Source organism: Janthinobacterium sp. 1_2014MBL_MicDiv (assembly GCF_001865675.1).
Lineage (GTDB): Bacteria > Pseudomonadota > Gammaproteobacteria > Burkholderiales > Burkholderiaceae_D > Janthinobacterium.
Genome location: NZ_CP011319.1, coordinates 720,133 through 734,399 on the forward strand (window position 1 = coordinate 720,133; position 14,267 = coordinate 734,399).

General features: G+C 62.0%; 16 protein-coding genes and 1 tRNA gene. 11 read left to right on the forward strand and 6 right to left on the reverse strand.

Annotated features, from left to right (window positions below; all coding sequences use genetic code 11):
* Nucleotides 1-137: 137 nt before the first annotated feature.
* On the reverse strand, nt 138-815 hold the full coding sequence (locus YQ44_RS03160) for a hypothetical protein (RefSeq protein ID WP_071322138.1): 678 nt from the start codon (nt 813-815) through the stop codon (nt 138-140).
* Between the two features lie 160 nt (nt 816-975).
* On the opposite strand from YQ44_RS03160, the gene ybiB reads away from it, so the two are divergent.
* From ybiB to YQ44_RS03205, 9 genes are all read left to right on the forward strand, one after another.
* Nucleotides 976-1,968, forward strand: coding sequence for a DNA-binding protein YbiB (ybiB, locus tag YQ44_RS03165; protein ID WP_071322139.1), 993 nt, complete (start codon nt 976-978; stop codon nt 1,966-1,968).
* 56 nt (nt 1,969-2,024) lie between these two features.
* Complete coding sequence (locus YQ44_RS03170; protein WP_071322140.1) at nt 2,025-3,239, forward strand: NAD(P)/FAD-dependent oxidoreductase; 1,215 nt, start codon at nt 2,025-2,027, stop codon at nt 3,237-3,239.
* Between the two features lie 158 nt (nt 3,240-3,397).
* Nucleotides 3,398-4,003 (forward strand): FxDxF family PEP-CTERM protein, encoded by a 606-nt coding sequence (locus YQ44_RS03175; RefSeq protein WP_071322141.1) that lies wholly within the window; start codon nt 3,398-3,400, stop codon nt 4,001-4,003.
* A gap of 155 nt (nt 4,004-4,158) precedes the next feature.
* Nucleotides 4,159-4,371, forward strand: a complete 213-nt coding sequence (gene rpsU / locus YQ44_RS03180; RefSeq protein ID WP_008451879.1) for a 30S ribosomal protein S21 — start codon at nt 4,159-4,161, stop codon at nt 4,369-4,371.
* A 186-nt stretch (nt 4,372-4,557) separates the two neighbouring features.
* A complete protein-coding gene (locus YQ44_RS03185) occupies nt 4,558-5,010 on the forward strand; it encodes a GatB/YqeY domain-containing protein (RefSeq protein ID WP_034746974.1) in 453 nt (150 codons plus the stop codon).
* Nucleotides 5,011-5,151: 141 nt separating this feature from the next.
* Nucleotides 5,152-6,948, forward strand: coding sequence for a DNA primase (gene dnaG / locus YQ44_RS03190; protein WP_071322142.1), 1,797 nt, complete (start codon nt 5,152-5,154; stop codon nt 6,946-6,948).
* A gap of 466 nt (nt 6,949-7,414) precedes the next feature.
* A complete protein-coding gene (rpoD, locus tag YQ44_RS03195; RefSeq protein ID WP_071322143.1) occupies nt 7,415-9,655 on the forward strand; it encodes an RNA polymerase sigma factor RpoD in 2,241 nt (746 codons plus the stop codon).
* A gap of 108 nt (nt 9,656-9,763) precedes the next feature.
* A tRNA-Ile gene (locus YQ44_RS03200) sits at nt 9,764-9,842 on the forward strand.
* Between the two features lie 102 nt (nt 9,843-9,944).
* Nucleotides 9,945-10,280, forward strand: coding sequence for an FKBP-type peptidyl-prolyl cis-trans isomerase (locus tag YQ44_RS03205; protein ID WP_071322144.1), 336 nt, complete (start codon nt 9,945-9,947; stop codon nt 10,278-10,280).
* 15 nt (nt 10,281-10,295) lie between these two features.
* Here the strand turns inward: YQ44_RS03205 and YQ44_RS03210 are convergent, their stop codons facing one another.
* Together YQ44_RS03210 and YQ44_RS03215 are read right to left on the reverse strand one after the other, a co-directional pair.
* Entirely contained in the window at nt 10,296-10,784 is a 489-nt protein-coding gene (locus YQ44_RS03210) for a DUF2726 domain-containing protein (protein ID WP_071322145.1), read from the reverse strand.
* Between the two features lie 95 nt (nt 10,785-10,879).
* Nucleotides 10,880-11,593, reverse strand: a complete 714-nt coding sequence (locus YQ44_RS03215; protein ID WP_071322146.1) for a YjjG family noncanonical pyrimidine nucleotidase — start codon at nt 11,591-11,593, stop codon at nt 10,880-10,882.
* Between the two features lie 144 nt (nt 11,594-11,737).
* Here YQ44_RS03215 and YQ44_RS03220 point away from each other — a divergent pair, with 144 nt between their 5' ends.
* Nucleotides 11,738-12,256 carry a DUF2947 family protein gene (locus YQ44_RS03220; protein WP_071322147.1) on the forward strand — a complete coding sequence of 173 codons (519 nt, stop codon included), beginning with the start codon at nt 11,738-11,740 and terminating at the stop codon, nt 12,254-12,256.
* Nucleotides 12,257-12,317: 61 nt separating this feature from the next.
* On the opposite strand, the gene YQ44_RS03225 is transcribed toward YQ44_RS03220, so the two are convergent.
* Together YQ44_RS03225 and YQ44_RS03230 are read right to left on the reverse strand one after the other, a co-directional pair.
* Nucleotides 12,318-12,803 (reverse strand): BPSL0067 family protein, encoded by a 486-nt coding sequence (locus YQ44_RS03225; protein WP_232251039.1) that lies wholly within the window; start codon nt 12,801-12,803, stop codon nt 12,318-12,320.
* A 10-nt stretch (nt 12,804-12,813) separates the two neighbouring features.
* On the reverse strand, nt 12,814-13,305 hold the full coding sequence (locus tag YQ44_RS03230) for a DUF4265 domain-containing protein (RefSeq protein ID WP_156894673.1): 492 nt from the start codon (nt 13,303-13,305) through the stop codon (nt 12,814-12,816).
* Between the two features lie 96 nt (nt 13,306-13,401).
* Here YQ44_RS03230 and YQ44_RS03235 point away from each other — a divergent pair, with 96 nt between their 5' ends.
* Entirely contained in the window at nt 13,402-13,791 is a 390-nt protein-coding gene (locus YQ44_RS03235; protein ID WP_071322150.1) for a GFA family protein, read from the forward strand.
* Here YQ44_RS03235 and YQ44_RS03240 read toward each other — a convergent pair.
* Nucleotides 13,788-14,255 (reverse strand): lipocalin-like domain-containing protein, encoded by a 468-nt coding sequence (locus tag YQ44_RS03240; RefSeq protein WP_071326229.1) that lies wholly within the window; start codon nt 14,253-14,255, stop codon nt 13,788-13,790. The two genes, YQ44_RS03235 and YQ44_RS03240, sit on opposite strands and share 4 nt — an antisense overlap.
* Nucleotides 14,256-14,267: the final 12 nt, after the last annotated feature.

The following is a 14,267-nucleotide window of genomic DNA, read 5'->3' on the forward strand; positions in this document are numbered from 1 at the left end:
TTTCGCTATTGCGTTCTTTAAGAGGCAATAGTGTAGCGGAAATGCGGCCTGGCGGCGGGGATGGGGCTAAAACGGGAATGGCTCAGTTGTTTTTATGATAGGGCCGGCACGTCGTCGGCCCTGCCTGGCCCGGACGTTTACTGGCCGCCGGTCTGGCTGGCGGCAAAGGTGTAGCGGGCGATGCGCTGGTAATTGCCGGCCAGCTCGGGCGGCTTGGGCAGACCGGGATGGCGCCGCACATGGGCGAGGATGGCGCTTTCATGCTGGCGTATCTGCGCGTCCAGGCAGGCGATCTGCTGGCGCACGAGGGCGTGCAGCGCATGCTGGCCGGCTTGCAGGTGCGCATCGAGGCGCGCCGATTCCTGCTTGCGCACGGCGACGATGGCATGCAGGCGGCGCAGCCACAGGCGCAGTTCCACGTAGGCGGGCGAAGGCGGCGTCCACAGCGCCGGGCGCGTATCGGCGCAATAGCGGGCCAGCACGGCGGCGCCGCCCGCCGCATTGCCGGGCAAGCCATGGCCGCGCACATATGCTTCCAGCTGGGCAGGCTGGGCATCGCAGACCAGCATGCCCATGCCTGCCAGCACGCGGGCCGGGACCTCGCTGTACGGCGCATCGAGGCGCATGCAGACGCGCAAGCCCATGGCGTTCACGTCGTTCTTTTGCAGCCAGCTGCGCAGCCAGCGGTAGCCGGCCAGGTCGTTTTCCAGCACCTTGCACAGCGTTTCACCGCCCGAGATCAGCACGGCCTTGAGCAGCAGCTTGCTCGTTTCGATGCCGGCAAAGGCCGTTTCCTGTTTGATCGCGTGTTCCATGATGATTCCTCCCGTGCATGCTTATACGCAGCGCGCGCGCGGGCGGATTCATTGCCGATGAAAATTCTTGGGGGAAATATTTATCGCTGGACTGTTGCATCTGCGCATAGTTGGCCGCGCAGGCTGGCAGCATGGCGAGCAATCCGTGTAAGCTGGCGCCATGACTACTGTTTCCATACCCCATACCGACGTGGCCGGCGAGCCATTTCCCGCTGCACGTTTCATCAAGGAAATAGGGCGCGGCAAGAACGGCGCGCGCAGCATGACGCGCATGGATGCCCGCGCCCTGTACCGCGCCATGCTCGAGGGCCGGGTCTCGGACCTGGAGCTGGGCGGCATTTTGTTGTCGATGCGCATCAAGGGCGAGTCCGTGGACGAGATCGCCGGTTTCCTCGATGCGGGCGAAGCTTCGTTCGCGCCGCTGGCCGCGCCGACCGGCGAGTTCGCCCCGATCGTCATTCCCAGCTATAACGGCGCGCGCAAGATGGCCAACCTGACGGCCCTGCTGGCGCTGCTGCTGGCGCGCGCCGGGGCACCCGTGCTCGTGCACGGCGTCACCAGCGACCCGGGCCGCATCACGACGGCCGAGGTGCTGGCCGACCTGGGCGTGCCGGCCTCGGCCGACCATGCGCAAGCCGAGGCCGCTATGGCGCGCGGCGAGGTGGCCTTCCTGCCCATCGCGGCCCTGGCGCCGCGCATGGCGTATCTGCTGTCGCTGCGGCGCGTGCTGGGCGTGCGCAATTCCACGCACACGCTCGTGAAAATCATGCAGCCGTTTGCCGGGCCGGCCTTGCGCCTGGTGTCGTACACGCATCCGGAATACCTGGAAATGCTAGGCGAATATTTCCTCACGGCCTCTCCGCCCGGGCGCGGCGACGCTTTTCTGATGCGCGGCACGGAAGGCGAGACGGTGGCCAACGCCAACAAGGCGCAGCAGATCGACTGGTTCCACGACGGCGAGCGCACGGTGCTGGTGGAAAAACAGTTGCTGGTAGAGCAATTGCCGCATTTGCCGGCCGAGCGCGATGCAGCCACGACCGCCGAGTGGATCGCCGCCGTGCTGCGCGGCGACGTGCCCGTGCCGCCATCGATTGCCGAGCAGGTCGCGCAATGCCTGATGGCATCGCGGCAGATTGCAGCACGGCCGCGCTAGCCGCGTCGCCGCAGTTTACAATGGCGTCTTTGTAATCAGCGGTGACCGGAATTCTTATGGCAAAACAATTTGATGTGGCAGTGATCGGCGCGGGCGCGGCCGGCATGATGTGTGCGGCCGTGGCCGCCCAGCAGGGCAAGCGCGTGGTGTTGATCGATCATGCGGCCAAGCTGGCCGAAAAGATCCGCATTTCGGGTGGTGGACGTTGTAACTTCACCAATATCAATGCGACGCCGCAGAACTTCCTTTCGGAAAATCCGCATTTCTGCAAGAGCGCGCTGTCGCGCTACATGCCGCAGGATTTCCTCGCGCTGGTGAAAAAATACCGCATCGGCTACCACGAGAAGCACAAGGGCCAGCTGTTTTGCAATGACTCGGCCGAGCAGATCATCGACATGCTCAAGGACGAGTGCGCCGCTGGCGGCGTGCATTGGCGCATGCCGTGCAAGATCGACGATGTTGTTCAGCAAGATGACGGCGGCTTTGTGCTGCAGACGGACAGCGGCGACATCGAGACGGCCAGCATCGTCATCGCCACGGGCGGCCTGTCGATCCCGAAGATCGGTGCCACCGACTTCGCCTACCGCATCGCCAGCCAGTTCAAGCTGCAGATGGTCGAACCGCGTCCAGCGCTGGTGCCGCTGACGTTCGACCCGGCCAGCTGGGCGCCGTTCGCGGAACTGTCCGGCATCGCGCTGGAAGTGGACGTGGAGACGGGCAGCCTGAAGGGCCGCAAGGCGACGGGCGCGCGTTTCCGCGAAGACTTGCTGTTTACGCATCGCGGCCTGTCGGGGCCGGCGATCCTGCAAATTTCCAGCTACTGGCTGCCGGGCACGCCCATCGTCATCAATTTGCTGCCGGAAGTGGACGTGGCGCAGACCTTGATCGAAGGCAAGGGCACCCTGAAGAAGCAGCTGGGCAATATCGTCGCGCAATGGCTGCCGCAACGCCTGGCCGACTGCTTGCTGGCCGTCAACGGCCTGGCGCCCGATGCGCGCATCGCCGACATGCCGGACGCGCAGCTGCGCAAGCTGGGGCAGGCCATCAATGCCTGGTCCATCGTGCCGAACGGTTCCGAAGGCTACCGCAAGGCCGAAGTGACGCGCGGCGGCATCGACACGCGCGAACTGTCGCAACAAACCATGATGGCGAACAAGGTGCCGGGCCTGTACTTCATCGGCGAATCGGTCGATGTGACGGGCTGGCTGGGCGGCTACAACTTCCAGTGGGCCTGGGCTTCGGGCGTGGCGGCAGGAATTGCCTTGCAGTAACAATCAGTTGTTATTTCACGGCGGCAGGTGATTATTGGTGACAATGTTCTTGACTTCGATCAAGTGATATTGAATACTTGGCATGTAAATTGATTTTTAAACATTTTTCATGCCTGAGTGTAATGTCAGGCATCCCTGACCATCGCCCTGGAGTCGCCATGAAACACCTGATCGCCGCCGTCGCAGCAACCCTGCTCAGTAGCGCCGCCCTTGCCAGCACCCCCGTGCTGAGCAATGGTGGTTTTGAAAACAATACCGTCGGTGGCGGCTACGTGTATGGCAATGTGGCGCCGGGCTGGAGCTTCACGGGCGGCGCCGGCGTGTCGGCCAGCTACACGGCGTGGAATGGCGTGGCGCAGGAGGGCAATGCCTTTGCCTTCCTGCAAAATACGGCATCGATCTCGCAAAGCTTCGTCAGCTCGGGCGCGGCCGACTACACGTTCGCCTTCAACCTGGCGCTGCGGCCCGGCTACGACCAGGGCCAGGCCGTGACGGTCAGCCTCGATGGCAGCCTGCTGGGCCAGTATGCGGTAACGAACACGGGCTGGACCAGCTTCAATGTGAACGCGCTCAACATCGGCGCCGGCAGCCATACCCTGAGCTTTGCCGGCATCAACCCGAACAATGCCTACGATACCTCGGCCTTCCTCGATGGCGTCAGCATGAACGTCAGCGCCGTGCCGGAACCGGGCACCTACGCCATGCTGCTGGCGGGCCTGGGATTGCTGGGCTTCATGGCGCGCCGCCGCAAGACGTCCGTTTGAGGTAAACTGCTGCCCGTATGCGTGGTTTACACCACAGCCGGGCAGCAATCTCAGGCTGCATGCCGCACGCAAGTGGGGGAGGGGCTTCCCTTTCCGAATAAAAGCTGCTACTATCTATCTCTTCCTATACACCACCTCAACGGTTTGAATTTTACATGACCACTATTCGCCTTAAAGAAAACGAGCCGTTCGAAGTCGCAATGCGTCGCTTCAAACGCACCATCGAAAAAACTGGTCTGCTGACCGAATTGCGCGCTCGCGAATTCTACGAAAAGCCAACAGCTGAGCGCAAGCGCAAGCTGGCAGCTGCTGTCAAGCGTCATTACAAACGCATCCGCAGCCAACAACTGCCGAAAAAATTATTCTAAGACTGTTCAGTCAGAACCAACCCGGGTAGCACGGCGCATTGTTCGCCACGGGTTTTGTTTTGATTCGCCTGGGGTTATACTTCAGATGAGTCGCATACCCGCTCCGGTTCGCCGCAGCGGGTTTTCGCTTTTCTGGCCCCGTCGCGCGCACGAGCATCGCCCCCACACTGACCAACGAGGATTGCCATGAGCTTGAAAGAACAAATTACCGAAGACATGAAAAACGCCATGCGCGCCAAGGAAGCGGGCAAGCTGGGCACGATTCGCCTGTTGCTGGCGGAAATCAAGCGCAAGGAAGTCGACGAACGCATCGAACTGACGGATGCGCACGTGACGGCCATCGTGGAAAAGATGATCAAGCAGCGCAAGGACTCGATCACCCAGTTCGAAGCGGGTGGCCGCGCCGACCTGGCCGATATCGAGAAAGCCGAACTGGTGCACCTGACCGGCTACATGCCTGCCGGCCTGTCGGACGAGGAAGTGGCGGCCGAAGTGGCTGCCGCTGTGGCCGCCTCGGGCGCCGCCGGTCCGCAGGACATGGGCAAGGTGATGGCCATCGTCAAGCCGAAGCTCGCTGGCCGCGCCGACATGACCGTCGTCTCGGCGCTGGTCAAGAAGGCCCTGACGCCAGCCGCCTAAGCGTCATATAGCAGCAAGCGTAGTATCAAGGCTGCCAGCGCCCACGCTGGCAGCCGTTCAACAGCCCACACGTTGACCTGGCTCAACCTCCGGCCACGTGCGGTAGTATAGTCTGACCTATAACAAGACCCGCCCTAGCCAGTGATACCTCAATCCTTCATTTCCGATTTGCTCAACCGCGTCGATATCGTCGATGTCGTGGGGCGCTATGTGCAACTGAAAAAAGGTGGCGCCAATTTCATGGGCCTGTGCCCGTTCCACAGTGAAAAGTCGCCCAGCTTTACCGTCAGTCCCACCAAGCAGTTCTATCATTGCTTCGGCTGTGGCGCGCATGGCACCTCGATCGGCTTCCTGATCGAGTACTCGGGCATGGGTTTCGTCGACGCCGTCAAGGACCTGGCGCAGAACGTGGGCATGGTGGTGCCGGAGGCAGACGACAAGATTCCGCCGGCCCAGCGCGCGCAGATCCAGGCGCAGAGCCTGGCCCTGTCCGACGCCATGACGCAGGCGTGCGATTACTACCGCGGGCAATTGCGCCATGCGCCGGAAGCCATCGCCTACCTGAAGAACCGGGGCTTGACGGGCGAAGTGGCCGCTCGCTTCGGCATGGGCTTTGCGCCGGGCGGCTGGGACAACCTGCGTTCCGTCTTCCCCGACTACGACGTGGTGGCCCTGGCCGAAGCGGGCCTGGTGATCGACAAGGTCGATGAAGAGGGGAATAACCGCAAGCGCTATGACCGTTTCCGCGAACGCATCATGTTTCCGATCCGCAATACCAAGGGGCAAGTCATCGCCTTTGGCGGCCGCGTGCTCGACCATGGTGAACCGAAATACCTGAACTCGCCGGAAACCCCCTTGTTTTCCAAGGGATTCGAACTCTATGGACTGTTCGAGGCGCGCCAGGCCATCCGCGATGCCGGCTATGTGCTGGTGACGGAAGGCTATATGGACGTGGTGGCACTGGCGCAAATGGGTTTCCCGCAAGCGGTGGCGACGCTGGGCACGGCGTGCACGCCCACCCACGTGCAAAAACTGCTGCGCCAGACCGACAGCGTGATCTTCAGTTTCGATGGCGACAAGGCCGGTCGCCGCGCCGCGCGCCGCGCGCTGGAAGCGAGCCTGGCCCACGTGTCGGACAACAAGACGATCAAGTTCCTGTTCTTGCCGTCCGAACATGATCCGGACAGCTACATCCGCGAATTTGGCACCGAAGGCTTCGAGCAGCAGGTGCATGAAGCCATGCCGCTGTCGCAATTCCTGCTCAAGGAAGTGTCGGGCGAGCATGACCTGTCGGAGCCGGAAGGGCGCGCGCGCGTGCAGTTCGACGCCAAGCCGCTGCTGCAGCTGATGGCGCCGTCATCGTTGCGGCTGCAGATCGTGCGCGGCCTGGCGCAGCTGACGCAGTCCACGCCGGCCGAAATCGAAGGCTTGTTCGAGCTGGCGAAACCTGTTGCCCTGGCGCATCGCGCGCCGCCGAAATCGGGCCGTCCCGTGCCGGTCGGGCTGGAATTGAAGATCATGCGCATGCTGGTGGCGCATCCGCCGCTGACCCTGCGCGTCGATGAGGCGGCGCTGGCCGCCTTCCAGCACCTGGGGCCCGATGCGGCGCACAGCCTGGGGCAGCTGGTGGCCGTGGGCCAGGCGCTCGGCGAGCACGGCAGTTTTGCCGCGCTGGCGCAGCAGTTGAAGGAGCTGGGCAGCGAATACGACGAGATCATCGGCGAGATCGCGGCCGGCACGGAATCCGATTACGACAGCGAATTGTCGTGGCTGGTCAGCACCATACGCGAGATCAAATTGAATGCCTTGAAGGCGGAATTGCAGCAATTGTTTGCCTCGGGTTTGCCATCCGAGAAAATTGGTGTACGCTACCGCGAAATCATGCAGGAGCAGGGGGCGCTGGAGCGCGAACGCGATGCCGAGTTGGTGAATCGCTAATCTTGCCCTGAGGGTATGGCGCGCACTGGAAAAACATTTTTCGCGTGCTATAATTAAATGCTAAGTATTGTGTGCTTTGGCAAGCTAGTTCTGTTTCGTAAATAGTATTTGTTTTCAGTAAGTTAGGCTCTTGATCGGCGCGGAAGATCGTGTCGGCAGCCAGGGCCAACTGGCGTTTTCGGCGTTGCAGGCAAGGCTTGCAGACGCTGGCAAGCCGCGCCAGGCTCTCGCTCCCAACGCGGTCGGATGCAGAATTTTCTGCCGAACACGGCTGGCGACAGTCGGTGGACAGGAAGTGCTGCGTATCCCGCGGATCGTGGCCGATGAGGTGTAAGTAACGTAACAGTGTCGAATTTGCGTAGTCGGCAGGTTCGAAGATGGTGGTTCCCGCAGGTAGACAGGGAACTGGCAGCAAACTTTATCCTAATCCACCGTAAAGCAAGTCGTTGTGTAATCGAAAGCGCCTGTGCCAATCAAGAAACCCGAATCCAAAGCGGCTGTAAAGCCCACTAAAGTTACCACGAAAGCCGAAAAGGCGCTCGACCGGCCAGAAGCGCGCGTGACCAGCGCGCCCGTGGTCAGCCAGACGACCGACGCCGCCACGCTGGCCGCGATCGATACGTCCGGATATGTCTTGCCGTCGGTAAAAGTGCCAGGCCGCCGCGGCCGCAAGCCTAAAGAATTCCAGCCAGAAAATGATGAAGTCGCCGCGCTGAATGCCGTCGAGCGGGCCGAACTGAAGGCTGTCGACAAGGCCAAGGCCAAGGATCGCAAGGCGAAGGAGCGCGCGCTGCTGAAGGACGCCTTCTCGTCCGACACGGAAGCGAGCGAGGAAGAACTCGAGCGCCGGCGCCAGAAACTCAAGACCCTGATCAAGTTCGGCAAGGAACGCGGTTTCCTCACCTACGCCGAAATCAACGATCACTTGCCCGAAAATATCGTCGATCCGGAAGCCATCGAAGGCATCATCGGCACCTTCAACGACATGGGCATCGCCGTCTACGAGCACGCGCCCGATGCGGAAACGTTGTTGCTGTCGGATAACGTTGCCGTTGTCACCAGCGACGACGAGGCGGAAGCTGCCGCCGAGGCCGCATTGTCGACCGTCGATTCCGATTTCGGCCGCACCACCGATCCCGTGCGCATGTATATGCGCGAGATGGGCTCGGTCGAGCTGCTGACGCGCGAAGGCGAGATCGAGATCGCCAAGCGCATCGAAGATGGCTTGAAGGACATGATCCAGGCCATCTCGGCTTGCCCCGTGACGATCGCCGAAATCATCGCCGCCGCCGACCGCATCGCCAACGAAGAGATCAAGATCGACGAAATCGTCGATGGCCTCGTCGATGAAAACGAGCCGGTCGCCGCTGCCCCTGTCGTGTCCGCTCCCGTCGAGGAAGACGAGGAAGAGGGCGAGGCGGAAGAAGAGGAAGGGGAAGAAGAGGAAGAAGCGAGCGCGTCAGGCGCCGCCGGCTTCTCCGCCGAACAGCTGGAAACGCTGAAACGCACGGCACTGGAGAAATTCGCCGTCATTTCTCAGCAATTCGACAAGATGCGCCGCGCCTTCGAAAAAGAAGGCTACAACTCGAAACCGTACGCCAAGGCGCAGGAAGCCATTTCGCAAGAGTTGCTGGGCATCCGCTTCACGGCCAAGGTGGTGGAAAAGCTGTGCGACACCCTGCGTGGCCAGGTCGACGAAGTGCGCCATATCGAGAAGCAGATCCTCGACGTGGCCGTGAACCGCTGCGGCATGCCGCGCGCCCACTTCATCAAGGTCTTCCCCGGCAATGAAACCAATCTCGACTGGGTCGATGGCGAAGTCAACGCCGGACATGCGTACAGCGCCATCCTGGGCCGCAACATTCCGACCGTCAAGGAACTGCAGCAGCGCTTGATCGACCTGCAAGCGCGCGTCGTGCTGCCGCTGCCGGACTTGCGCAACATCAACCGCCAGATGGCGGCCGGTGAAATGAAGGCGCGCAAGGCCAAGCGCGAAATGACGGAGGCCAACTTGCGCCTGGTCATCTCGATCGCCAAGAAATACACGAACCGCGGCCTGCAATTCCTCGATCTGATCCAGGAAGGCAATATCGGCCTGATGAAGGCCGTCGACAAGTTCGAGTACCGCCGCGGCTACAAGTTCTCGACCTATGCGACCTGGTGGATCCGCCAGGCCATCACGCGCTCGATCGCCGACCAGGCGCGCACGATCCGCATTCCCGTGCACATGATCGAGACGATCAACAAGATGAACCGGATTTCCCGCCAGATCCTGCAGGAAACAGGCGCGGAACCCGATCCGGCCACCCTGGCGATCAAGATGGAGATGCCCGAGGACAAGATCCGCAAGATCATGAAAATCGCCAAGGAACCGATCTCGATGGAAACGCCGATCGGCGACGACGACGATTCCCACCTGGGCGACTTCATCGAGGACAACAACACGCTGGCGCCGGCCGACGCGGCCCTGCATGCCTCGATGCGCGGCGTGGTCAAGGACGTGCTCGATTCCCTGACGCCGCGCGAAGCGAAAGTGCTGCGCATGCGTTTCGGCATCGAGATGTCCACCGACCATACGCTGGAAGAAGTGGGCAAGCAATTTGACGTGACGCGCGAGCGCATCCGCCAGATCGAAGCGAAGGCGCTGCGCAAGCTGCGCCACCCATCGCGCTCCGACAAGCTGAAAAGCTTCTTGGAAGGCAACTAGACGCCAATAGGGCTTGACGTGCGCCCCTGATACCCCTATCCTCGCGTGTCCGTTTCCAAAACGGCCGCGCGAGGCGGGCATCAAGAGCGCCGCCCCGCCGCAGTCCCCGGGCCTCTAGCTCATGCTTGGTTAGAGCAGCGGACTCATAATCCGTTGGTGCCGTGTTCGACTCACGGGAGGCCCACCAGAATTTAGCAGGAATAGAACGAGCCCCGGCGGGCAACTGCCGGGGCTTTTTTCATGCTGTCGTACAATCGCGGCATGGCGATTTGATGAAAGATGAAACGAGATGACGGCTGAAGTGACGATTGAAGATGTCGTGGTGGGCGATGGCAAGGCGGCGGCACGCGGCGCGCTGATCACGGCGCATTACCGGGGCTGGCTGGAAGATGGCACGGAGTTTGATTCGTCGCACCGGCGCGGCGAGCCTTTCCGCTGCGTGTTGAGCAATAACAAGGTGATCCAGGGCTGGATACTGGGTTTGCAAGGCATGCAGGTCGGTGGCACGCGCAAGCTGTGGGTGCCGGCGCAGCTGGCATATGGCGAGCGGCAGGTGGGATTGATTCCGCCGAATGCCAATTTGATGTTCGAGATTGCATTGCTGGAAGTGCTGACGCGCGACTGATGTGTAGGCGCGCAGTCAGGCGGGCAGCACATCGGCTTTCATGCCGGTTTTCTGCATGAGCAGCCGCTCGATATCGGTGCGCAGCGCCTGTTGCGTGGGGAAATTTGCATAGCGCAAGGTGACATAGCCCGCCTGCCTCAGCATGGCGTCGCGCTCCCGATCCTGGCGCGCGCGGCCGGCGTGGCTGCGGTCGTCGAGCTCGATTACGGCGATGACGTGCAGTTGCTGGCTGCACAGGACAAAATCGGCGACCTTGCGGTCGAAACGGTTTCTGTTGGCCCAGCCTTTTGCCGTCACCAGCGCGGAAAACGCCACTTGCGCCAGTACCGTGCATTCCGGCAAGGCCGCCTGCAGCAGGCGGTACATCCGCTGCTCGCGCGCCGTCATGACGGGTTTTCTTTGCAGCCGCAGCAGCATACGGGACTTACTGTTCCCGCGCATGGCCAGCATGGCAAGGAGCAGGAGCAGTGCCGCGATGGCGATCAGGACGGTGTAGGGCGGCATGGGCTGGCACCAGGATGGAAAATCCTGATAGTACGCGAGAAGCGGCGTGTTTTCGTGCCGCGCCAGCGTATTTCAGGCGGTGCGCTTGTCGCCGATCAAGCCCGTTTCAGCTTGACCGGCAGCGCGTCGAGCACCGGCACGATGTCATGCAGGCTGGCTACTTCATAGGTCGGCGTGGCGGCCGAGGTATTGGCCATGCGGTCCGGGTTGAACCAGCAGCTGTCGATGCCATAGCGGTTGGCGCCGAGGATGTCGGCGTCGAGCCGGTCGCCGATGATGATGGCCGCGTCCTTGCTGAACGGGCGCGCCATGTTGGCGGCATAGTCGAAAAAGCGTACATCGGGCTTGGCATGCCCGCACGCTTCGGAGGTGGCGACGAAGGAAATGTAGTCGCTCAGGCCGGATGCGGCGATGCGCCGGTTCTGGATGGCTTCGACGCCGTTGGTGATGATGCCCACTTCGCCGATGGCTGACAGGGCTTCGCAGACTTGTCTGGCGCCATCGATGAGCACGACCGTGTCGGGCAGGGAGTCCAGATACAGGCGGCTGGCCAGTTCCGGGTCCAGGTCGATGGCGTTTTCCTGGAAGGACTTGCGGAAGCGTTCCACTTTCAGGAAGTCCTTGGTCACGGTGCCGGTTTCGAAACGTTTCCACAGATCGACATTGATTTCCTGGTAGCGCGTAAACAGGGCATCGATGCCGTCGCGCAAGCCCAGGGTCTGCATGGTGTGCAGGAACGAGCGTTTTTCGGACGCCCTGAAATCGAGTAGGGTATCGTCTAGGTCAAACAGGAATAAGCTGTACTTCATGGCGTGTCTTGAAAGCGGTGGATCCATCTTGCATGGTAGCACGTACTGATGAGTCCGGATGGCTGTCCCACGCACGGGACGCCTGTCTGCGGGGCCGTGCGATCGGCTACAATCGCCGCCACCCGTGTGCCTTGTTTATTTCCCATGATCCTGACCACCGACGCTTGCCGGCCGCTCCAGCTTGAGCCGGACTGGCCATTTTTCGATGCCGATTTTCATGTCACGGCACAGATGCGGGCACAGGTGCGCGCGCTCACGCCAGACGCCGCGGCGCGGCTGTGGACGCGCCATGTCTCTGCGCATCCGGACGAGACCCATCCGATGCATTTATCCAGCGGACATCGCCTGGGCCCGACGGTTTGCGGACCGGATTGGCAAGCGGAGTTCGATGCCGTGTCCTTCGAGCATCCTGCGTCACAGGGCAGCGTGGCCGCATTTCTCATCGGCCATTTCCATGGCGTCGTCGCAGACCCCCTCTTTTTCATCGCCAGCCGGTCGCTCGCCTATGTGCTGACGCGAGCCGCGCTTGCCGCATGCTGGCCTTGCCTGTTGACCCTGTCCGATGAAGGGCCATTGCTGTACCAGCCGGTCACGGGAAAGTTCGTCTGGTTTCGGCCGCACGGGGCGTTGGCGGCTGGCGGCGACAAACTGGCGGCCGTTTAGGCGCTGCAGCAGCTGCTTGCCGTGTCATGGCCGTCATGGGAAACCGGCAGCGCGAACGGCTTCATTCGACCACCGCATAGCGCTCCGGGCGATTCGACGGTCCCGCCGCCGAACGGCCAAAGTGAATCACGCGGGCGCCGGGTTTGTGGTTGCGCCGCTGGTCGAAAATTTCGATGCCGCCGGGTACCTGGCGGATAAACAGCGCGGCATGGTTGCCATGCCGCAGATGTTGATAGCGACCGTTGACGAAGGTGGCAATCACCGTGCCTTTCACAATGCCCCCTTTTTTCAGCAGGTCGGGCACGCTGGCACCTTCGCGCCATAGTGAGGAGGCCCGGGCGCCAGCGAGATGCTGGACCAGGGTGTCGCACTGTCCATTTTCCACGACTTCTTTTTGCCTGGCGTAATCGGCGCGCGCAATGTACGGCATGCAATTGCTCCCCGTGGTGGACGATGGCGCAAGCATGCGCCAGATGCGTGCGCGCGTCTTGATACGTACACGGAGAAATGCGCGGTATTGATGTGCATCATGGCAGCGTTTCAGCATGCCAGCCGTCTTACATCCCCACCCACCAGTTGAGCAGGGTTTCATCATCGTCGTCATCGAGGTTGACGTAGATGTTGGCGAAGTACCATTCCACGCCCGTCGTTTCGCGGAAGGCGTCGAAGGGGGCGTTGACGTTGTAGATGCCGTGGTGTCCCGGCACGCTGAAGGTCAGGTTGCCCTTGTACTGGCCATCCATGGTGCCGCCCAGCTGGCTTTGCACGTCGCGTTCGAGCTGCTCGACGGCGGCCTGGTCGACGGCATCGGCGTAGATCTGGATGCAGAAGTTGCCGCCGCGCTTCAAGACTTCGGCGCGGGCGAGCGGGTCGGCGATGCTGACGATGTCGCCGCGCGCCAGGTTCAGGGTCAGGCCTGGCGAGGCCAGCAGTTCGTAGACGTGCTCGTCGATCTGGCGCGCCGGCAGGGTTTCATACACGGGCCCGTCTTTATTTTCACCTGCCAGCACGCGGATGTGCGGCAGTCCTTCGCAATTGATCTCTTCCATTCCTGCTTTCATGATGCCTGGGCCAACCCCAGTACTGTGGTGTGTGGCAATATTGTACCGGGTACCTGTCGTTGGGCTAACGCAGAAGGGAATACGATGGAAAACGTGGTACAGGCGGGCGGCTGCTTGTGTGGCGCCGTGCGCTTCGAGGTGACGGGCGTGGGCGCCAATCCGCATGGCTGCGCCTGCCGTAATTGCCAGCGGCACACGGGGGCGCTGACGGCCGCGTGGGTGGAGTTTGCACGCGATCAAGTGCGCTGGACGGGCACGGCCGGCGCGCCGGCGAGGTACCGTTCTTCCGCTTATTCCAGCCGCGCCTTTTGCGTCACTTGCGGCAGCTCCATCGGCGCCATCGATGATGCGCCGACGGTGGCCTTGCTGGTGGGCAGTTTCGACGATCCCGGCCAGGCGGCGTTCGCGCCAGCGTATCACTCGTTCGAGGATGGCGTACCCGGCTGGTGGCCGAACGGCGTCGTCGCGGATTAAGCGTATTCGGCGGGTGCCACGGCGCGTTTCCAGCGCAGGTGGGCGATCACTTCGCGTCCGCGTGCCAGCATCGGTGTGTAGGTGCTCAGGTGCAAGATATCACCATCGAGGCGGGCTACGCGCTGTTGCACCTGGCCTATCCAGTTGGGGAACAGCGACAGCTCCACGCAGTGGCTGAGCAAGCCTAGTTGTTCATCGACGTGGTAGGGGCCGGAATAGCTGAGGTAAGCGCTCGCTGCATCGCGGAACTCGTCGGCGCTGGCCTGGTAGAGATCGCCACCCGGAAATGGCTTGCGGCCCCGGCGCATCAGCTGCGCGGCCATGTAGCCGTCCGGTGCATACAAGATGGTGCCTTGCGCATCCTCGCCCATCGGGTAGGAGGCGTGCGATTCTCCCACCGCAGTTTCCGTGTAGGACTGCAGTTGCCAGGTGCCGATCAATTGCGCGCGTAATGTGCCGCCCATCGCATACTCCTT